The sequence below is a fragment of the Olleya aquimaris genome (genome assembly GCF_003259525.1).
Lineage (GTDB): Bacteria > Bacteroidota > Bacteroidia > Flavobacteriales > Flavobacteriaceae > Olleya > Olleya aquimaris.
On the sequence record NZ_QLLO01000009.1, the window covers coordinates 1 to 21,673 of the forward strand.

Genomic DNA, 21,673 nt, shown 5'->3' on the forward strand with positions numbered 1-21,673 from the left:
CCTACCCAAGCATATTCTGTAGTAAATGGTCCTGTTTGAGAGGTACTAACACCTACATTTAAAGTTCCAATATCATCACCAAACGCATGCATGTAAAACGATAGCTCTGCACCATCTACAGCTGTAGATAAGTCGATTGCTGGTGTGATTGCTGATGCAATAGTTGTTGCGTTTCCTGACGCTTCATATTCTAGATGCATGCCTCCTGCAACACCATCCCAAGTAATGTTTGGTCCTGTACCTGTTGAGTTACCACTTACTGCAGTGATGTCCCAATTTCCATTAGACCCATCAAAACCTGTCCCAGTCCATCCTGACGGGTTGGTGTTAGTGTCAGTTCCAAAGTCTTCTGTAAAAACAAAGGTTGACGCACCACTTGCACAAGTTACTCCTACTGGTGGTGGTGGTGGTGTGTTAAAGGTTGTAAAGTTTACTGGTCCTATCCAATTACTAAAACCATCTGTACCACAATTACCTCTTACATATACTTCATACGCTGTACTTGGTGTTAATCCTGTTGCTGGGTATGGTGCATTTAATGTCGTAACTGTTCCATCTGTAGTTGGCACACCTGTTCCTGCTGGTTGTACCCAAATTTGCCACTCGGTTTCTGTACCTCCTGCATTCCATGAGATGTCTGCAGTACTATCTCCAGTTGTTGTAGCTGTTAAACCTGTAATATCTGGACAGGTTGGAGGCGCTTGAGAGGTTACTGTTGGAGAATTTATACAAAATCCCCATCCCCAAATGCCACCATCATCATAAAATAAACGGTATTTAAATCCTGATAATTGTGTCGCAGTAAAGCCTGCAATGTTTAATTGTTCTGAGGTAAAAGCTTCTGTAGTACCAGAACAAAAATTATCTGTTGGTGCTCCAGCAGTATCGGCTTGTATTGGTGCTCCCCATGGATTCCATGTGCCTGCATCTGCATCCCAATACTCTGCACCAATAGCATCTGCACTTATCCAATTAAAAACATAATCAAAATCTACAAACAACCACGTCTCTCCAGCAGTAAATGCTGCAGTCAAATCTATGATTGGTGATTCTGCTTGGATATTATCCGAACTGGTACTACCAGCATCATCATCGTCAAATGCAAAGTTTGCGGTAGTAGTTGGATCTGCTTCAAAAGCTGCAGGAGCTGTGTTGTAAGTTCCTGTAACTGTCCAGTTGGTATTTGGCCAATTGGCTGGCTGATTAAGTACTTGTGAATTAGCTTGCCAGCCTATTAATGACAGTAGCAAAACTAAAATAAAGGTAGTTTTTTTCATTGTTATGAAATTGATGTGTTAGTTTAAATTTTATATGAAAAATATTGTGTGAAACATTAGTTTAGTCATTTAAAGGTATACTATTAAATAGACTATTATATCACAGATAGATGTAATGCTTTTTTTTTCGATGAAGTGATGATATTTTGTTAAAAAATTATCAGTTCTGTAGTGAGTGAAGATGATTTATTTAGAAATAGTAAGTTTTCTTTGTATTTCGTTGCCATATTCATCAATGATGGTCACTGTATGTTGACCAATTTCAGGAATTATTGCCATATTATGAATATCAGTAGTTTGACCTATGTAAGTTTTATCAATGTACCAAAAAAGGGTGCTGTTTTTTTTAGAATGTGCAACTTTAATAATAAGCTCGTTGACTATTTCATCAAAATCTTTAGGAAGAAAAATGGTGCTTGACTCTTTTGGGTAAATAAACTGCATTCCGACTTCATTTTCACTTAAACAATCAACCCTATAAGGAGGAAGTGATTTATAAAAAGGATTTTTTTTCTTGTAGTAGTATTCTATTAAAGGTGGTAAAACAAACCATGATTGATGATTAATTAGACTAATATCTTCACATGAAGAATTAACTTGATAAGTCAAATTGGCATCTAAATGTATAAGTTTGTGATAGGGACAAGGTTTTGTTTTTAAACCGCTTTGCTGTACAAATTGAAGTTTTTTCTCTAGACAATTAGCAGAAGCTCTGTAACCACTTTTAGAACAAATTTCAATTTCTAGCATTTCATCAAAAGGTTTGTTAAACCAATCACTGTTTGGTAATAAATCAAAAACATCAAATAAAATTGGCGCTGCAGCTTGTACACCAACTAAACCAGGACGACCTTCTCCATCAGCATTTCCAACCCAAACGCCAACCACATAGTCTTTGGTAGTTCCAATTGCCCAAGCATCTCTAAACCCATAGCTGGTTCCTGTTTTCCATGCAATTTGTTTGGAGTCATCAAAAAACTCCCAATTATCATCACCTTCTGGACGGTTAACCTCTTTTAAACTCTCATATGTTAAATAGATAGATGCTGCATCAAACACAGTTTTTTCTGATGATTTTTTTCCAAAGTCTATGATAGTTGAATCAAAAAATGAAGGTTCACAAAATTCATTAGAAAAATACTCAGAAGACGTTTCGTTAAAATGATTAATTGTTGATGAAAATGCTGCATAACTTTTGCATAAATCCCACAAGTTACTTTCTGCACCTCCAAGAATTAATGACAAACCATAATGATTTGCATTGTACCTAATATCTTTTAATTCTAAAGCCTTTAAATAATGATGAAATCTATCCAAGCCAAACTCCTGCAACATTCTTACAGCTGGTACATTTAAAGATCGAGACAATGCACGTTTTGCAGGGACAGCTCCATCAAACTCTTTATTAAAATTTTCTGGTGAATAATTACCAAATTGCGAAGGGACATCTGCCACTAAAGTATTTGGTAGAATATCTCCAGCATCTAACATTGCTGCGTATAAAAATGGCTTTAATATACTTCCTGTACTTCTTGGTTTATTAATAATATCAACACTGTTTTGATGTGCTTTGTCAGTTGGTGCATTGCCAATATAAGTTAAAACTTTTCTGGTTTTTACATTCAGTACTAAAACGGAAATGTTATAAATTTCGTTCTGCTTTAAAGTATTGTAATGATTGTGAACAATAGTATTTGCTTGTTCTTGTAAACGTTTGTCAATAGTTGTTTTTATGCGTTCACCTTTATTAGTTTTAGAAATATTTTGTAATAAATGAGGCGCAATTTGTGGTAAGGCATATGGTTTTTGCGGTAAGCCTTCAGCAATTGAAAGATTATAAGTTAGAGAATCTATAGATTTATTTTCTAATAATTTTTGGAGTAATCTATTTCGTTTTTTAAGTAATAGTTCTTGATTTTTTCCCGGATATATCAAACTAGGTGCATTGGGTAAAACTGCTAATGTCGCACTTTCTGCCCAAGATAAATTGTGCGCCTCTCTATTAAAATAGCGCCATGAGGCTGCATCAATACCAACAACATTTCCACCAAAAGGAGCATGACTTGCATAAAGCGACAGGATTTTTTCCTTGCTATATCTTAATTCCAAGCGAGTTGCAAGTATGATTTCTTTAATTTTTTCAAGATAGGTTCTGGATTGTCCTTTTCTAGATAATCTAATAACTTGTTGTGTAATGGTACTTCCACCACGTTTAATTTCTCCGGAAGTTATATTTTCTTGAAACGCTTTAAAAATAGAAACTGGATTAAAACCAGGATGCCTGTAAAAGTATTCGTCTTCAAAAGCAATAATACACGTTTTAAATTTTTCTGGAATACTGTCATTTTCGGGAAACCTCCATTGACCATCTTTTGCAATTTGTGCTCCTAATAATAGATTATTGCTACTTGTTATTACTGTTGCGGTAGGATCTTTAAAAAGTTGTTTTGGCAAACAGAAAAAATACATAACTAATACTACTAATAGTAATACAGATTTTTTCTTATTCCTTTTAATAAGGTTTATTAGCCTATACATAAACTATACAATAGTGTTTTAGTAGCTTTAATAATTGTGAATTTAAATAAATACATTTATACTTGATAAGTAACTTAATAATAAAACGTGAAAAAACACAAGTACATTCTTAATTTAATCATAATATTTTGTGTTTTTTTTAGCTCAAAGTTAGCATTCGCACAATTAGGGTTTTGTAACGGAAATTCTGGAGACCCTATTTTTACTGAAACCTTTGGGACAGGTACTGTAAATAGTACTTTACCAGCAGGAACAACTACCTACAGCTATGCAAACGGATTTCCAAATGATGGCTTTTACACAGTAGATAATGGTACTTTTGGAAATGTATACGATTGGCATCAAACTGAAGACCATACTCCAGGAGACACAAACGGAAAATGTTTGATAGTTAATGCAGGATTTTCTGCAGGCGAATTTTACAGAACAAACGTTTCTGGACTTTGCGAATCCACTACTTACGAGTTCTCTGCATGGCTACTTAATCTAGTTATTGCAGGAACTTTTTGCTCTACACAACCTTCAGGTTCTATTCCAGTAAACGTGAGGTTTGAAATTTGGGACAATACAGATACCAACCTGTTAGCTTCAGGAGATACAGGTAACATAACAGAAACAGCTTCGCCAAATTGGCAAGAATTTGGTTTAGTTTTTCAGACTTTACCAGGACAAACCGCTGTTATTTTAAAAATGATAAATAATGGAAATGGTGGATGTGGAAATGACTTAGCAATTGATGATATCGAGTTTAAAACTTGTGGCGACTTTATTTCTATAAATGATACGTCAAGTTTTGATACAGTTACTCTTTGTAGTAGTCAAACACCTTACAGTACAACGCTAACAGTAACACCGGACAACTCTGTGTTTAGCTCCTATTTTTATCAATGGGAAACCAGTATAGACGGAACAACGTGGATAGATATTACTGGTGAAACCTCACAAAGTATTACATTAACAGGAATTATTACATCAGGTTATTATAGAGCCAAAGTTGCAGAATCTGCAGTAAATTTAAGTAATACGTCTTGTTATGTCACTTCAGAAATTTTTGAAGTTATTGTCAACCAATTACCTGCAGCTCCAACTGTAGAATGTTGGGAAACCGCAACGGTTAATACTGCAACTTGTTCGTGGGAAGTCACAGGTACCCAACCAATCCAACCTACTTTAGAATGTTGGGAAATCGCAACCTTTAATACTACAACCTGCGTTTGGGATGTAACAGGTACGCAACCAGTTCAACCAACCATAGAATGTTGGGAAACAGTAACATTTAATAATACGACTTGCGTTTGGGATATTACTGGTACACAACCTACCCAACCAACAATAGAGTGTTGGGAAACCGCAACTTTCAACAATTCTGCCTGTTTATGGGAAGTCACAGGTACTCAACCAGCGCAACCAATAGGGTTAGAATGTTGGGAAGTAGCAACTTTTAATACTACATCCTGCGTTTGGGATATCACAGGTACTCAACCAATACAACCCACTTTAGAGTGTTGGGAAACCGCAACCTTTAATAATACGACTTGTGTTTGGGATGTAACAGGCACGCAACCAGCACAACCTACAGGATTAGAATGTTGGGAAATAGCAACTTTTAATAATACAACATGCGTTTGGGATATTACAGGTACACAACCAACCCAACCCACTTTAGAGTGTTGGGAAACCGCAACCTTTAATACTACAACCTGTGTTTGGGATGTAACAGGCACCCAACCAGCACAACCTACAGGATTAGCGTGTTGGGAAACCGCAATGTTTAATAACACCTCTTGTGCTTGGGAAGTTTCAGGAACCCAACCTGTAGCACCAACAGGGTTAGAATGTTGGGAAGTAGCAACGTTTAATGATACAACGTGCCAGTGGGAAGTCTCAGGAGATCAACCAATAGATGTAACAGAAGAAGATGTTGCTTTTTGCGAAAATGAAGATATAGATTTACAAGCAGTTTCCACCATCACTAATCCAATGTATACTTGGAGTACTGGTGAAATGACCGAATTTATAACAGTAGATCAACCAGGAGTTTATACGGTAGAAATCACAGATGGATGTTCTACAACTAATAGTACTTTTAATGTCGAAGAGATTGAAACTCCAATTATTAGCACTATTGAATCAGTTGGAAATTCAATAGTTGTAACAACTAGTAATTTTGGAAATTTTGAATACTCTTTAGATGGTATTTCGTTTCAGTCTTCTAATGTTTTTGAACCTGTTGAAGGTGGACAATATACTATTTATGTAAGAAGTTTTGGCTGCGATACATTTGTGACTAATACTTTCATTCATTTTTATATACCTCAATTTTTCACACCAAATGGAGATACTAAAAATGAAACTTTTAATATAAAAGGTCTGGAATATTATCAGTCTTCTGAAGTCTATATTTTTGACCGTTATGGAAAGCTTTTAAAAAGCATTAAAAACGCACCAGTCTCTTGGGATGGTACGTTTAATGGTAGTCCTTTACCAACGTCTGATTATTGGTATGTTATAATAATTGATGGTCAACGTCGTGTTGGACACTTTACTTTAAAGCGTTAAAATTCCCACTTTCGTGGGAATGTATTACTTGTCCACTTCAACCCATTGTCCTTTATTTCTAACTAAAAAGTCATTATCGTACATGGCTTCCGCTTGTATTCCTGGTAAATAATAAGTTCCTAAATATGATGCATTAAGCATAACATTGAAGGTTTTGGTTTGATTTTTTCCTAAATCGAAATAAAAGTTAACGCGATCATCTCTAATATCTGTAAATCGTGCTTGACTAGACGTAGATGCTCCAAAAGCGGTAAAACGTGTGTTTACAATTTCCCAACCAGAAGGGAATATTTGTGTTAATGCTACATCGTTTACACTGTAGTTTTTAGTATTAGTAACTTGTACTGTAGCTACAAAATCTTGACCTTGTTGAAGGTTGGAAATGTCAATTTTATTGCCTTTTAAATCTTTGTAAACCACATTAGCGGTTAAGCCTCTTTGTTCTTCTAATTCTTGACTTAAAGGTAATTTTCCAGAATTTAAAACAGTAACGTAAACCCTGTTCTCTCTATCGTTTTTAATGGTAATACTATTGTTACCATCATTAACCACTAATGGTCTTACTGCAATTGCACTTTTGGTATCTATACTTTCTGTTTTGCCATTTATGGTAAAATTTAACTTCATTGCTTTTCCGCCATTAGCATTAACCATTTTAGCCATAGCTAATAAGCTGTAAGCTGTACTTTGTGTGCTCATCCAATGGTCGCTAGATAGTGATCTTGCAATGGTTTCTGATAAGTCTTTAACGCGTTTATCCTTGGTTAATATCATAGTTTCTAAAGCCATAGCTCGGTTTCTATCCACAGAACCATAGGTGTAATAATTATATCTTGGTGCTTTAAATTCGATATTAGCTGTACTTGACACTTTGTTACTCGCTTCGGTCTGTCCAGCTAATGCGTAAGCTGCTGCTAAACGCCATTTAGCTTCGTTAGAAATCTCTGAAAATTCTCGTAAGCGGTTCATTGCAGCTAAATCAGGACTTCCAGCCAATGCTAAGGTGTATAATCTATACGCTTGAGCTAAGTCAGAATTATAAGTTCTGTAGCTTGGTCGCCAATTTTGCGCAGCTTCTTTTTGATAGCGCAACCAATTACTTTTAAACGTCAGTGGTAATACAAAGCCTTTCTTTTCTGCTTCAAGCATAAAATGTCCAGCATAACTTGTTCCCCAATCATTAGCATTATTTTCTCCCATCCAATAACTCATGCCACCATTTGGTCTTTGAAAATGCCCCAAACGCTTAATTCCGTTTTCTATATTAGATTGGATATTTTGCTTTTGTTTATAAGGAATATCAAAAATATCCTGTAAAAATAATTGCGGAAATACACTAGACGTGGTTTGCTCCACACAACCATGAGGATAACGAATGAGATACTCTAAACGACGTGTAAAATCCATTGGAGGTAATGTTGAAAACTCTACAGTTGCACTATTGGTTCCTGCAACACCAAAGGTTGAAAAATCTATCGTTTTAGTGCTATTAGCTTCTAAAGTTTCGTTTGATCCTTTAGAGGTCATTGGATTGACATTTTCTACATCTAATTCTACTTTATAGGTCGAAGACTCGCCATTACCATTGGCAATAACTTCAACTGTATTAATCCCATTAGCTTTGCTAACGTCTAATTCAAAATACGCCATTTGTTCATCTGGACGTGCAAATGTTAAGGATTTGGTTTTGTCACCAACCACTGTAATACCGTTACTTAACTTAAGCTTGATTGATACGTTTTTCACTTTAGGCTCCATTGCAAAAACAGTCACTGGAAGTGTTACTTTTTCGCCTGGACTTAATTTTCTAGGTAAGGTTGCTAAAACCATTAATGGTTTTTTGACTTGTACGGATTTGTCTGTACTACCATAAGCTTCGGTGTTGTTATTACCAGCTACAACCATAGTTCTAACAGCACCAACGTAGTTAGGTAGTTTAATTTTGTGGATTTGCCTTCCACCAGCTTTTAGCTTAAATGGACCTAAAAACTTGACTACAGGTTTAAATCTGTTGGCTTTTTTGTTTTTACCAGCAGCAGCATTTCCGTCTCCTCCAATTGCAAACACTTGCTCAATGCTACCGCTATATGCACCAACGACATCATCAAAAACATCCCAAGTTTTAACACCTAAAGCTTCTCTAGCATAAAACGATTGCCACGCATTTGGTGTTTTAAATCGTGTTAAATCTAGTAAGCCTTCCTCAACCATAGCAATTGTATACGTCATGGCTTTATTGTTTTTTTCAGACACAAAAACTTCAAATTCTTGTTCTGGTTTTAAAACACTAGGCATCTTAATTTCTGGCTCTAATTTGGTGTTTGGATCTTCTACTAATATTGGAATCACCCCAAATAAACGCAATGGTAAATCGTTAGCAGTAGACGCATGAGGTTGTAATAAGGAAATATTGACAAACACATTTGGAGCCATGTCTTTGGTAATAGGAATATCTACTGTAGTTTCTCCTTTTTTAGTTTTCACCCATTTGTGTTGTAAAACGTCAGAACCGTTTTCTATACTAACTAATGCACGACCTTCTGTTCCAGAAGGAAACGTGATTTTTGCAGTTTCGCCTACATTATAATTTTCTTTATCTGCTGCAAATACTAACATTTTAGCAGTTTCTTTATCTCCAGAAGGTTGACGTTGCCACCAGTTTTTGTAGAAATAGGCTGTACGACCTGTCATATGTCCAGACACAGGATCTTTAATGGTTATGTAATAACGACCTCCTTCGTTATCTGGCACTTTAATAGTAAAGGACGCTTTTCCGTTTGAACTTGTATTGATTTTACTATTTAAAAAGGGTTTATGGTAACTGCTGGATGTGTATTGTGATAGATTGTCGTAAGACGAATTCCACCACCAACGCCATTCTATTTTATAAACTTTTAATTCTAAATTATTACTTTTTATAGGTTTGCCTTGATCGTCAACTGTCACTAAGTCAAACGTGTGACTTTCATCTGTAAAAAAGGAACCATAGGCTTTTCCTTGAGGCGATTTTAAGCCAACAAAGGACTTGTAAGGTGCGTAAGGCATAGTAAAGGCGTCCATAGAAAAATCACCACCATTTTCAAAAGCACGTACTAAAAATTGTGCGTTTAACATACCAGGAGCATCTTGACCAATGCTGAGGTTTTTAGTAATGTTAGCTAAACCTTCTGCATCTACATTGCCTTCAAAAACGGTAACCTCTTCCGTATTAAATGTTTTAGAAGGGTCTCTAAAAATATAATCTTTGTAATTCTCAAAACCAGAGTAAGATGTGCTAAACTTAGCTTTTACTTCTGCTTTAATATTTTTTGCTGGTGCACCATGCAACCAGTTTACTGCTAATTTTCCGTTTAAAGGCGAGTTGGATTTAAGGACGTCGTCTTCAAAATCTATTTTAATTTTTAATCGGTTTGGTTTAACCGTTTCAACTTTAAGTCCTTTGTAGAATTTTGCACCACCAACACTAACTTTAGCATTCCAATTTCCTGTTTTATCTTCTGTTGCAGTTGGGATAGTAAACTGATAGAAATTATTAACGCTATTATTAGTAATGTTTTTAAAAGCTAACTTTCCGTTAGCATCAGTGACTTCTAATTTAACAGGATGGTTTTTAGGTAATTTATTTGCATTATCATTTAGCATAAACGTTAAATGAATAGAATCTCCTGGTCGCCACACACCACGTTCGGTATAAATGTAGCCTTTTAATCCGCGTTGTAGGGTTGTACCAGACACATCAAATTTACTTAATGAAAGTGAGTTCCCGTCACGTAATTTCACGTAAGTGTAATTATTATTTTTAGAAATGATTGCAAAAGCTGCAAGGTTATTGGTTTTGATTTTTGCTAAACCATCGCTATCAGAATTAGTTGACGCTAATTCTTGTTGCTGAAAGTTATATAGGGTGATTTTTGCTCCAGATTCTGGATTAGTATTTAAAATATTAGTGACTGCAAAGTGATATGTGTTACTGGCACCTTTTTTTACAATTGCACCTAAGTTAGAGCCAATTAAATTTTGAGAAATCACTTTATTAGAGCTATAATACGCCTCATGACATGGGTTATTGCGCTCTTGCCAATTATAGTTATTATTACGATAGCTGTAAGTGATATTATCCCAATATTCTTCTTCTTTTAAGTCTTCATCTTCGGTGTCTGTATAGCTGTAATCACCACCATAATAGTAGTCGTCTTCGTAATAATATTCGTCTTCATAGTATTCGTCTTCATCTTCATTGTTAGATATATTAGTATTTGCTTCGCAATCGTATAAAGAATAGTCTTTTTTATAATCTAATTCTACTCTGTAAATTGCTCCAGGATCTGCCTTAATGTATTTAGACAGGTCAATGCTGTATGTTTTCCATTTACCATCATTTTCTAATGGATTTTCAATCAGTGTTATGGTATGTTTTGCTATACGTCTTCCCACACGTCTAATTTGATTAGAATTATTACTTTCTAAATTATTGTCTTGTAAAAATTGCAAAACATTGTCCTCAAAAATCTTAATAATTCTAACATCTACTGCACTTAAATTAACTGCTTCGAAGTTGAATTTTAATTCTTGAGAGTTTGGTAATATCACACCACTATTAACCAGTTTTACTTGTGGTTTAACATCTTCAAAAGCAATAGTTTCGCTAAATAGTGTTTTTAATTTATAGCCTTCTGTATTTTGGATTCCTTGAAATACATCAACCTGTACATTACCAGTAATTTTAGATTCTGGATAGACTTTTAAAATGTTACCATTGACAATAAACTTTGGATTTTTACTATTTTGAATAGTTACTAAACCGTCAAAATTTTGTTGCTTTTTTATTGGGTCTGAAAAGTTAATAGATAAGTATTGTTCCGGAGTTTGTATAACAGTAACATTAGTTATTTTGAAGTTGTTTTTTCCAGGAATTGCAACTGTATTTTCGCCAGAATTATCTGCTTTTATAGGTTTTCCGTTCCATTTTACTAAAATTTCAGAGTCATTTACCAAACGGTTGATACTGTCTATTTTAAATTGGAAATATTTTGAAGGTTGACTTTTTTCATTCCATTCAATCTTTAAATTTTTACCTTTTTGCGAGGCTTCAATTAATTGTTTTGCTTGGTCTAAAGTAATGACATCAGATGCTTTTACAACTCCTAATAAGTATTGCCATTCTTTAGAATACGATTGCAAATCGTTAGTTTCGATATTAAAATTTGGAGTGATAGTTTTAAACTGAAAGGTGTATTTATCAAACTCTTTTGGAAGGTCATTATACAGTTCGGCTAAATTAATGGTAACAGTATATTCTGTATCTGGTTTTAGGTTTTCATCAGGAACAAATTTTATTGAATGGTCATTAACCACAATTGCTTTTCCTTCTACATAAGGTGAGATTTTAAAAATACCATTTTCTAATATTTGATCCGCTTCCCAGCCTTCAACCACTTTAGATAAGTTAATATTTATGTTGTCTGTAACAGAAATTCTACCAGAAGTAGTATAACTAATATAATCTCTAAATTTAAATAGGTTATCTGTTTCGGTTTCTTTTTGTTTACATGAAATAAATAAAGTAAAGATTAAAAGGGTGGAGAAAAACGATTTTAATTGCATAAGTGGAGAAGATTAAAATGATGAATATATTTAACAGGAAGATACTTGTTAAATAAATTACGTTGGTTTTTCAGGTTTTAGCCTGAAACTGTTTGTTAAAGTTATTATAAAGTTGAAATTACTCCTTGTAAATTCCAATGTACAGCTGGCCTTTATCGTCCATGGATGCCCTGTACATTCCTGCAGTATTAAAGTCCATGACCATGTTACCGTTTTTATCTACAGCAATAATTCCTCCATTACCTCCTAAGTTTGGTACTTTGTTTTGGATAACTTCATTTGCAGCGTCCTGAAGCGTCAACCCTTTATATTCCATCAAAGCAGAAATATCATGCGCTACCGTTGCACGTATAAAAAACTCGCCCCAACCAGTTCCAGAAACAGCACAAGTGGCATTATTGGCATAAGTACCTGCACCAATTATTGGGACATCACCAACACGTCCAAAACGTTTATTGGTCATGCCTCCTGTAGAAGTTCCTGCAGCTAAATTTCCTGATTTATCTAAAGCTACACAACCTACAGTTCCAAATTTTGAATCTTTGATTTCTGCATCATAAAACGCTATTGTTTTTTCATTTTTTGCTTCTCTTTCTTTAACTTTTTTTAGAGAATTTAACCTGTTTTCAGTTTTAAAATAGTCTTGTTCAACCAATTCTAATCCCTGTTCTTTAGCATAGTCTTCTGCACCATCTCCTGCCATCATAACATGAGGAGAGACTTCCATAATTGTTCTAGCCAAATTAATTGGATTTTTAACATGTTTAGTACCTGCAGAAGCACCAGCGTTTAATGTTTTGCCATCCATGATTGAAGCATCCAACTCAATAGTTTCAGAATTGGTAAAAACAGCACCTTTTCCTGCGTTAAATAAAGGCGAATCTTCTAAAACGTTTATTGTTTTTTCTACAGCGTCTAAACTAGAACCGCCTTGTTTTAAAATGTCATATCCAACTCTAATAGCTTCTTCTAATTTAGCTTTGTATTCTGCTTCTTTTTCATCGGACATATTTTGTTTTAAAATGGTTCCTGCTCCTCCGTGAATAACTATTGCAAATTCATTAGTTTTTGTAGCTATTTGCTTAGAAGTTTCTGCTTTGTTTTCATCATTATTTTTACAATTAAATGCAAGAAGAAATAAACAGACTATTAAATGGTAATGTTTCATTTTTTGAAGGTTTTAAAGGTGCATTAAAGTTAGCAATTTTTGAAGTGTATTACGTCTTAAAAATCAAGGAAATATTAGTATCTTCGCTAAAAATTAAATAATTCGTAAAAAATAGAGAAATATGCAAGCAGTTTCAGCTGATTTCGGAATTAAAGACGCCTTAAAACAATTAGGTCTTAAAGATATAAATGAAGGAACCTCTACAGGTTCTAACAACTTTGGAAGTGGAGAATTAATCGCTTCATATTCTCCAACAGATGGTCAATTAATTGGTAAAGTTTCAACAACAACCAAGGATGATTATGAAAAAGTGATACAAGCAGCGCAAGATGCTTTTTTAATGTTTAGAGCTATGCCAGCACCACAACGTGGTGAGATAGTTAGACAATTTGGAAACAAATTAAGAGAGCTAAAAGAACCATTAGGTAAATTAGTGTCTTACGAGATGGGTAAATCATTACAAGAAGGTTACGGAGAAGTACAAGAGATGATTGACATCTGCGATTTTGCTGTAGGTTTATCAAGGCAGTTAAACGGACAAACTATTCCGTCTGAACGTCCAGGTCATGTCATGCGCGAGCAGTGGCACTCGCTAGGAGTTGTTGGAATCATTTCTGCATTTAATTTTCCAGTAGCAGTTTGGGCTTGGAATACCGCTTTAGCTTGGGTTTGTGGCGATACTTGTATTTGGAAAGCGTCAGAGAAAGCTCCACTTTGTGCTGTAGCTTGCCAAAATATTATAGCAGAGGTCTTAAAAGACAACAATTTGCCAGAAGGTATTTCTTGCATCATAAACGGAGATTATAAAGTAGGCGAGTTTATGACTACAGATCACAGAATTCCGTTAATATCTGCAACAGGATCTACTAGAATGGGTCGTATTGTTGGTGCTAAAGTAGCAGAACGTTTTGGAAAATCGTTATTAGAATTAGGAGGAAACAATGCTATAATTATAACACCAACTGCAGACTTAAAAGTCGTAGTGCCAGGAGCTGTTTTTGGAGCAGTTGGAACTTGCGGACAACGTTGTACATCAACACGTCGTCTAATCATTCATGAATCTGTTTACAATAAAGTAAGAGATGCTATTGTTGGTGCTTACAAACAATTAACAATAGGTAATCCATTGGATGAAAAAAACCATATTGGACCTTTAATAGATAAAGATGCGGTAAACACGTATTTAGCTGCAATTGAAAAAGCAAAAGCTGAAGGCGGAAATGTACTAGTTGAAGGAGGCGTTTTAGAAGGTGAAGGTTATGAGTCTGGATGTTATGTAAAACCAGCAATAATTGAAGCTAAAAACGATTTTGAAATCGTACAATCAGAAACTTTTGCACCAATTTTATACTTAATGAAGTATTCAGGAGATGTAGAGCAAGCAATTGCTATGCAAAATGGTGTTGCACAAGGATTATCTTCTGCAATTATGACCAACGAAATGAAAGAAGCAGAAAAATTCTTATCCTTTGCAGGGTCAGATTGCGGAATAGCAAATGTCAATATCGGAACTTCTGGTGCAGAAATTGGAGGTGCTTTTGGAGGTGAAAAAGAAACAGGTGGAGGACGTGAGTCTGGATCTGATGCTTGGAAAATCTATATGAGACGTCAAACAAATACCATAAATTATTCAGATGAGCTGCCTTTAGCACAAGGAATAAAGTTTGATTTATAATATTTTTTCGCTGTAGCGGAAATAAAGCCACATCGTTTTGATGTGGCTTTTTTATTTCCCTCTAGTTTAAGCTCATAATTTATGTAGTTTATCGAATTTTAACCTAAAGATTATTACTTTAATAATATAAGCCTTAAAATTTTATTATTTTTTTAATAACTTGATACTCATTAACTAAAAACCAACTATAATGAGTAAAAAAACCGGTTACCTTCTTGGGATTTTAATAACCATTATTTTAGGTACAATTCTGTATTGGTTTTTCTGTTGTAAACCTTGTCTTGAAACACAAAGTAATACTTTAGTAACTACACCAGAAGCAGAAGACACGCAAGTAGACACAATACCCACACCAGTAACCATTAAGACTTTTAAAATAATGGATGCAGATGGGGATTTAGATTTTAATATTTATGAAAATCTAAACTTTAAAACATCAAGTGCTTCAATACTAACTCCAGTTTCTGCAGCGGTAGATAGTAGCGCAACTATACTTGCTAATTATTATCTAGACAACCCAAGTAAATTATTAGATATTTATGGACATTACCGAAGTGACGAAAGTAATAACTCTGTGTTTCCAACATTAGGATTAGCTAGAGCAAATTCTGCTAAAAATTATCTAGTATCTAAAGGTATGCTATCTAAAACCATTAACACCTATGGTAGATTAGATGATAATTTTAATCCAGATTTAGAAGGCGTGCTTCATGGACCACTTAGCTATGTAGTTAATACTTTAGTGGAAGGTGATACAAGTGGTGAAGCTGAAATGAAACAACTAGGTAGTACCATTAAAGCCAATCCTTTAGTGTTGTATTTTGATACAGCTCAAGCTTCTATAAACCTCACAGATTCACAACGTGAAAAAGTAGCAAACATGATAAGGTATATAGATCATGTAGAAGGCGCATCAATTACTGTAATAGGTCACACAGATAATACTGGAAGCAGAATAACTAATACCAGATTAGGTCTAAACAGAGCTAATTTTGCAAAAAACTATTTAGTACAAAATGGAATTTCTGCAGATCAAATTATTACAACATCCAAAGGACCTGATCAACCAATCGCAGATAATTCAACAGAAGCAGGTAAAGCAAAAAACAGAAGAGTAGTCGTAACTATTAACTAACAAAAAATAAAAAATCATGAATGTATTTTTAGCTATAAGTATTCCTTGCTGGTTAATTCCATTATTAGTAGGAGTCATAAGTGCAATTTTAGGCTATCTTTTAGGAAGGTTTCTTGGAGGTGGTAATAATGATGTAGAAATAGATGTTTATAAAAACAGAATAAGTAAACTAGAAACAGATTTAGCAGCTTGTAGATCCAGTAAAGAGGTAAAGTCTCGCACTTCTGGAGCGGGAAACACTGTAACATCATTAGCTGTAGCAACTTCTAAGTCAAAAAAAGAGACTGCTTTTGATGCAGCAGCTGCTAAAGCAGTTTTTGGTAAAAAAATAAAAGAAAACGACCTTACTGTTGTAGAAGGAATTGGGCCTAAAATTCAAGAATTATTTCATAATCATGATGTAAAAACATGGGCAGCATTGGCTAATTGCAGTGTAGAGAAATGCCAAGATGTTTTAAAAAGTGGTGGTAAACGATTTGAAATGCACAAACCAGGAACTTGGCCAGAACAAGCAGATTTAGCAGCAAAAGGCTTATGGCAAAAGCTAAAAGATTGGCAGGACCGGTTAGATGGTGGAAAGTAAAAGTCTTAAAACAAAAAAAGCCATTAACTAAAATCTTGGTTAATGGCTTTTTTAGTATGTAAAACCCCAATTCAATGCCGAACTTGTATCGGGAGAACTAAGGTTTTTTTGAAGTTGATTAATAGCATACCTAATATAGGAATAAAAACAACAGATTAATCAACTAATTTATAATTGGTAAGAAAAATTGTATAATTGGTCAATTTGCTTACCTCTTTACTTTAACTGTATTTTACTTTTCTCAAAATGCGTAAAACTTCTTTGTATTTAGTATAAATTTCAGGAAACGATTTTAAATAGGGTTTGGCCTCATTTAACTTGTCTATAGCTTCATGAAATAAATTTAAATAACATATTAAATACGTATCAGGTATGTTATTTAGATCATTTAATTCGTTATTATTTAAAACTTGCCCTTTTTTTAGCTTTTCTAAAATAGCATTGTTCGCGTTGTAAATATGATGTAATATTTTTTTATCAAACTGTGGTGGATTAAATATTAACGTGGAGTCTATTTGGTAATTAGCATTGTCACCAAAACTAATAATTGTGCGTTCTAAAGGATAATATTTATAAGATTTTTGAAGTCCAAGCTGAACGTACTCAACAATGGTAAAAGAATCTGCATCATAACTAATAGCAACTTCATCTAAGGTTGAAAAAAATAAACGGACTTGCTCGTTAATAAGTTCAATATCGACTCTGGAGTAAAACGTTTCGTCCTTAACCTGCTTTTTTTCGCCTGACCAACACAACACAAAATATTCTTTAAACACAATGTATTTTGGATTGTAGTCTTGTCGTTTTTGCATAAAATCAAAAACACCATCTAAGGTATATTCAATATTATTTTGTGCATGACTCTCAATAGCTTCTACTATTTTAGAATTTACATCTTTAATGTCGCTTTTAAATACTTTAGGCATGCTCATACTTCCATCTCTAAAAAAGACTGAACCACCATAGTATTTCCAGATATTTTTTCTAAGTGAGGTCAATCCTTCATTAGCACGTATGGTTACTAATCCTACCACTTTATCGTCTGGCAAATGCGGAAATGGAATATTCTCGTACTGTACAATTGGAGGATTGGTTAAATAGGCATTGATGAGGTTTTGGATTTTAGAATCGTCAAAAAAATCCACGCCTATAATCTTATTGTCTTCATCTTCTACACCAATAACGATGTACGAGTTGTTTTTAGGGTTGCTATTGGATAACGCGCAAACATGCTTTAAAAACTTAGCTTTTCCTTCTTTTTGGCTAATATCAATTTTTCGCTTTTTATCATAAAAACTATTCTCATCATTATGAGCTAATAGGTTTTTAATTAAAAGGCGTTTGTTAATCATTGTTTAATTTTTATTTACAATAGTGCTACTAGCCTGTGCAGTACAAAACATCAAAACATCTGCAATATTGACGTGTGCAGGTCGTGATACTGCAAAATAAATAACCTCTGCAATATCTTCTGGTTGTAACGCTTTATAACCTTTATAGACTGTATCTGCTTTAGCATCTCCTTTAAAGCGCACTTTAGAAAATTCGGTTTCTACCAAACCAGGATTTATGGCTGTGACTTTAATACCATATGGATTTAGGTCTATACGCATCCCTTCGGTAACTGCAACTACTGCGTGTTTACTAGCACAGTACACATTTCCGTTTGGATACACTTCTTTTCCTGCAGAGGAGCCTATGTTTATGATTTGTCCTGTTTGACGCTTTGTCATTTGTGGTATTACCGCTTTACTAACATACAGCAAACCTTTAACGTTAATATCCATCATAGCATCCCAATCGTCTAAATCGCCTTCTTGTATTGGGTCTAAGCCATGTGCATTTCCTGCGTTATTTATTAGGATGTCTATTTGTTTAAAGTCTTTAGGTAAAGATTGGATTGCATCAAATACTGCTGTTTTATCGCGAACATCAAAATTTAAAGTGTGGACTTTAGTTTGTTTTTCTAGAGCTTTTTCAATGGTATCTAGGCGTTCTTGTCGTCGTCCACACAGGATGAGGTTAATCCCATGTTTTGCAAACTCGTGTGCAGTTGCGCGTCCTATACCACTAGTTGCTCCTGTTATTAATGCTGTTTTATTACTCATAATTTATTTTTCACTATTCACTATTCACTATTCACTATTAGGGTACTTTATGTCCTTGACAAGCCACTAAAATTAAAAACCAATCTTCTAATTCTAAATCTATGCTAGTAGCTGCATAAGCATCGGTTAATCGTTTTGGATTTGTTGTGCCAACAACAGGTAAAATGTTTGCTGGATGTTTCATAATCCAAGCTAACAATAATTGATCTTCTGTAGCATTGTATTTTTGCAATAATGCACCTAATTGTTTATGTATACGTCTTGTTTGCTCTGTATCTTCTTTAAATACATTACCTAAGGGCGACCAAGACATGGGTTGTATGTTGTGCAGTTGCATATGGTCTAAACTACCATTGTGAATAGCAGTGTGTTGGGTTAACGAAAACTGAATTTGATTCACTTTTACATTAACAGACTTTGACAGTAAATCAATTTGTGATGGTGTAAAATTAGAGACACCAAAATCTTTAATTTTTCCTTGTTGTTTTAATGTAGAAACTGCTTCAGCAACTTCTTCTACTTGCATTAATGGGCTTGGTCTGTGAAGCAATAATACATCTAAATAGTCTGTTTTTAAGTTTTTTAGAGATTGTTCTGCAGACCAAATAATATAGTCTTTACTATAATTATAGTGTTTAACTTTGTTTTCTGGACGCGCTTCACCAAGATATTGAATCCCACATTTAGATATTAATTGGATTTGGTTTCGGTCAATATGGCTTTCCGCGAAAGCGTTACCAAAATCTTTTTCAGTACTATAATCGCCATAGATATCTGCATGGTCAAAGGTTGTTATGTTAGTCTCAACGCAGTGATGCATGAGATTAATCATGTCTTTTTTGCTTAGTTGCTTTCCCCATTTTCCCCAAGTCATTGTGCCTGCAATGATTTTGGAATAATTGTTTTTTGTCATGTGTTAATTTTCTTCTATAAAAGTAAAAAACAAAAAACGCTTATAAGGCTTTTAAATGCTGAATTTTTAACCAATTATTAACACCATAACATCAATTTTTTTTTCAATTTGCACAACTGATTGAAAAAAGATTCATTCCCTTAAAAACAATAGAAGATGGAAGAAACTAGTACAATTGATATCAAATCAATTAATGAAAAAATTGAAAAGGAAAGCGCTTTTGTCGACCTATTAATGCTTGAAATGAACAAGGTTATTGTTGGACAAAAACATATGGTCGAGCGATTACTAATTGGTTTATTAGGACAAGGACATATTTTACTAGAAGGTGTGCCAGGTTTAGCCAAAACATTAGCTATTAATACACTGTCACAAGCTATTGATGCTAGTTTTAGTCGTATACAGTTTACTCCAGATTTATTACCTGCGGATGTTGTTGGGACTTTAATTTTTAATATGAAAGAGAATGATTTCTCGATCAAAAAAGGACCAATATTTGCTAATTTTGTTTTAGCAGACGAGATCAATCGTGCACCTGCAAAAGTGCAATCTGCTTTATTAGAAGCGATGCAAGAAAAACAAGTAACCATTGGAGATGAAACGTTTATTTTAGACAAGCCATTTTTAGTAATGGCTACTCAAAACCCAGTGGAGCAAGAAGGTACCTACCCTTTACCAGAAGCGCAAGTGGATCGTTTTATGCTTAAAACGGTTATTGATTACCCAAAACAAGCTGAAGAGCAATTAATTATGCGTGCTAACTTAAAAGGAAATTGGGACAAGGTTAATCCTGTAGTTTCTGTTGCACAAATTTTAAAAGCACAAGAAGCAGTTAGAGAGGTATATATGGATGAGAAAATTGAAAAATATATCTTAGACATCATCTTTGCGACACGTTATCCAGAAAATTATAAACTAGCCGATTTAAAGCCATTAATTTCTTTTGGAGCTTCACCTCGTGGAAGTATCAATTTAGCTACTGCTGCAAAATGTTATGCATTTATTAAGCGTCGTGGTTATGTTATTCCAGAAGACGTGCGTGCTGTAGTACACGATGTATTACGTCACAGAATAGGCATTACCTATGAAGCTGAAGCAGAAAATGTAACTTCTGAAGACATAATTAACAAGATAGTTAATGAGATTGAAGTACCATAGAATTTTAGATTTTAGAATGTCGAATAACGATTAATAAAAATCGTAAATCAAAAAATCTACTATCGTAAATCAATAAATGGATACTAAAGAATTACTTAAAAAAGTACGTAAAATAGAGATTAAGACACGTCGCTTGTCTGATCATATTTTTGGAGGCGAATACCATTCGACCTTTAAAGGTCGTGGTATGACTTTTTCTGAAGTAAGACAGTACCAGTTTGGTGATGATGTTAGAAATATAGACTGGAATGTTACTGCACGTACCAACCAACCACATATTAAAGTTTTTGAAGAAGAACGTGAATTAACCATGATGCTAATGGTAGATGTGTCTGGTTCAGAATTTTTTGGTACAGAACAACAATTTAAAAACGAAATAGTTACAGAGATTGCTGCAACATTAGCGTTTTCGGCGACTCAAAACAACGATAAAATTGGTTTGATTCTGTTCTCAGATGACATAGAATTGTTTATTCCACCAAAAAAAGGTCGTTCTCATGTATTAAGAATTATTAGAGAATTAATTGAGTTTGAACCTAAAAGTAAACAGACTAATATCGCTGAAGCACTAAAGTTTTTACGAAACGTAATGAAGAAAAAAGCAATTGTTTTTATCATGAGCGACTTTATTGCTGACGATTATAAACAAACGCTTAAAATTGCTGCTGGAAAACATGATATTACAGGAATTAGAGTGTACGATAAGCATGAAGAAAGCATCCCTAACTTAGGAATGGTTCAAATGGAAGACGAGGAAACAGGAGAATTAATGTTAGTTAATACCAGTTCTAAATCAGTCAGAACTAACTATGCTAAGTTTTACAATAGTAAAGTTGACTATTTTAAAGATAGTTTTGCAAAATCTGGTGCTGGAAGTATTGCTTGCAGAACAGACCAAAGCTATGTCAAAAAATTATTAGGATACTTTAAAACCAGAGGGTAATATTTAAGTAAA

General features: G+C 34.3%; 13 protein-coding genes. 6 read left to right on the forward strand and 7 right to left on the reverse strand.

Annotated elements, in window-relative coordinates; all coding sequences use genetic code 11:
* A partial coding sequence (locus LY08_RS11525; RefSeq protein WP_317046888.1) for a fibronectin type III domain-containing protein occupies positions 1-1,277 on the reverse strand: 1,277 nt, incomplete at its 3' end.
* A 186-nt stretch (positions 1,278-1,463) separates the two neighbouring features.
* Positions 1,464-3,815 (reverse strand): penicillin-binding protein 1C, encoded by a 2,352-nt coding sequence (pbpC, locus tag LY08_RS11530; protein WP_111660599.1) that lies wholly within the window; start codon positions 3,813-3,815, stop codon positions 1,464-1,466.
* A gap of 87 nt (positions 3,816-3,902) precedes the next feature.
* Here pbpC and LY08_RS11535 point away from each other — a divergent pair, with 87 nt between their 5' ends.
* Positions 3,903-6,374 (forward strand): T9SS type B sorting domain-containing protein, encoded by a 2,472-nt coding sequence (locus LY08_RS11535; protein WP_111660600.1) that lies wholly within the window; start codon positions 3,903-3,905, stop codon positions 6,372-6,374.
* 24 nt (positions 6,375-6,398) lie between these two features.
* Here LY08_RS11535 and LY08_RS11540 read toward each other — a convergent pair whose 3' ends face one another.
* Together LY08_RS11540 and LY08_RS11545 are read right to left on the reverse strand one after the other, a co-directional pair.
* Positions 6,399-11,978 carry an Ig-like domain-containing alpha-2-macroglobulin family protein gene (locus LY08_RS11540; protein WP_111660601.1) on the reverse strand — a complete coding sequence of 1,860 codons (5,580 nt, stop codon included), beginning with the start codon at positions 11,976-11,978 and terminating at the stop codon, positions 6,399-6,401.
* Between the two features lie 118 nt (positions 11,979-12,096).
* Complete coding sequence (locus LY08_RS11545; protein ID WP_111660602.1) at positions 12,097-13,146, reverse strand: isoaspartyl peptidase/L-asparaginase family protein; 1,050 nt, start codon at positions 13,144-13,146, stop codon at positions 12,097-12,099.
* Between the two features lie 121 nt (positions 13,147-13,267).
* Between LY08_RS11545 and amaB the strand changes: the two genes are divergently transcribed.
* From amaB to LY08_RS11560, 3 genes are all read left to right on the forward strand, one after another.
* A complete protein-coding gene (amaB, locus tag LY08_RS11550; RefSeq protein WP_111660603.1) occupies positions 13,268-14,821 on the forward strand; it encodes an L-piperidine-6-carboxylate dehydrogenase in 1,554 nt (517 codons plus the stop codon).
* 190 nt (positions 14,822-15,011) lie between these two features.
* Positions 15,012-15,956 (forward strand): OmpA family protein, encoded by a 945-nt coding sequence (locus tag LY08_RS11555; RefSeq protein WP_111660604.1) that lies wholly within the window; start codon positions 15,012-15,014, stop codon positions 15,954-15,956.
* A gap of 16 nt (positions 15,957-15,972) precedes the next feature.
* Complete coding sequence (locus LY08_RS11560; protein WP_111660605.1) at positions 15,973-16,539, forward strand: hypothetical protein; 567 nt, start codon at positions 15,973-15,975, stop codon at positions 16,537-16,539.
* Between the two features lie 221 nt (positions 16,540-16,760).
* On the opposite strand, the gene LY08_RS11565 is transcribed toward LY08_RS11560, so the two are convergent.
* From LY08_RS11565 to LY08_RS11575, 3 genes are read right to left on the reverse strand one after another with little or no spacing between them, the layout of a single operon-like run.
* Entirely contained in the window at positions 16,761-17,891 is a 1,131-nt protein-coding gene (locus LY08_RS11565) for an ATP-binding protein (protein ID WP_111660606.1), read from the reverse strand.
* Between the two features lie 3 nt (positions 17,892-17,894).
* Complete coding sequence (locus tag LY08_RS11570; RefSeq protein WP_111660607.1) at positions 17,895-18,647, reverse strand: SDR family NAD(P)-dependent oxidoreductase; 753 nt, start codon at positions 18,645-18,647, stop codon at positions 17,895-17,897.
* A 37-nt stretch (positions 18,648-18,684) separates the two neighbouring features.
* Positions 18,685-19,560 carry an aldo/keto reductase gene (locus LY08_RS11575; protein ID WP_111660608.1) on the reverse strand — a complete coding sequence of 292 codons (876 nt, stop codon included), beginning with the start codon at positions 19,558-19,560 and terminating at the stop codon, positions 18,685-18,687.
* 156 nt (positions 19,561-19,716) lie between these two features.
* On the opposite strand from LY08_RS11575, the gene LY08_RS11580 reads away from it, so the two are divergent.
* Both LY08_RS11580 and LY08_RS11585 read left to right on the forward strand, forming a co-directional pair.
* The gene (locus LY08_RS11580) at positions 19,717-20,718 is read left to right on the forward strand and encodes an AAA family ATPase (RefSeq protein ID WP_111660609.1); all 1,002 of its coding nucleotides are present in this window, start codon (positions 19,717-19,719) and stop codon (positions 20,716-20,718) included.
* A 76-nt stretch (positions 20,719-20,794) separates the two neighbouring features.
* Positions 20,795-21,661: a DUF58 domain-containing protein gene (locus LY08_RS11585; protein ID WP_111660610.1), complete on the forward strand. Its 867-nt coding sequence runs from the start codon at positions 20,795-20,797 to the stop codon at positions 21,659-21,661.
* Positions 21,662-21,673: the final 12 nt, after the last annotated feature.

Bases quoted from the DNA above. Each gene is read 5' to 3' on its own strand.
- pbpC (WP_111660599.1), bottom strand. From the start codon at position 3,815: ATGTATAGGCTAATAAACCTTATTAAAAGGAATAAGAAAAAATCTGTA.
- LY08_RS11540 (WP_111660601.1), bottom strand. From the start codon at position 11,978: ATGCAATTAAAATCGTTTTTCTCCACCCTTTTAATCTTTACTTTATTT.
- LY08_RS11545 (WP_111660602.1), bottom strand. From the start codon at position 13,146: ATGAAACATTACCATTTAATAGTCTGTTTATTTCTTCTTGCATTTAAT.
- amaB (WP_111660603.1), top strand. From the start codon at position 13,268: ATGCAAGCAGTTTCAGCTGATTTCGGAATTAAAGACGCCTTAAAACAA.
- LY08_RS11555 (WP_111660604.1), top strand. From the start codon at position 15,012: ATGAGTAAAAAAACCGGTTACCTTCTTGGGATTTTAATAACCATTATT.
- LY08_RS11560 (WP_111660605.1), top strand. From the start codon at position 15,973: ATGAATGTATTTTTAGCTATAAGTATTCCTTGCTGGTTAATTCCATTA.
- LY08_RS11565 (WP_111660606.1), bottom strand. From the start codon at position 17,891: ATGATTAACAAACGCCTTTTAATTAAAAACCTATTAGCTCATAATGAT.
- LY08_RS11570 (WP_111660607.1), bottom strand. From the start codon at position 18,647: ATGAGTAATAAAACAGCATTAATAACAGGAGCAACTAGTGGTATAGGA.
- LY08_RS11575 (WP_111660608.1), bottom strand. From the start codon at position 19,560: ATGACAAAAAACAATTATTCCAAAATCATTGCAGGCACAATGACTTGG.
- LY08_RS11580 (WP_111660609.1), top strand. From the start codon at position 19,717: ATGGAAGAAACTAGTACAATTGATATCAAATCAATTAATGAAAAAATT.
- LY08_RS11585 (WP_111660610.1), top strand. From the start codon at position 20,795: ATGGATACTAAAGAATTACTTAAAAAAGTACGTAAAATAGAGATTAAG.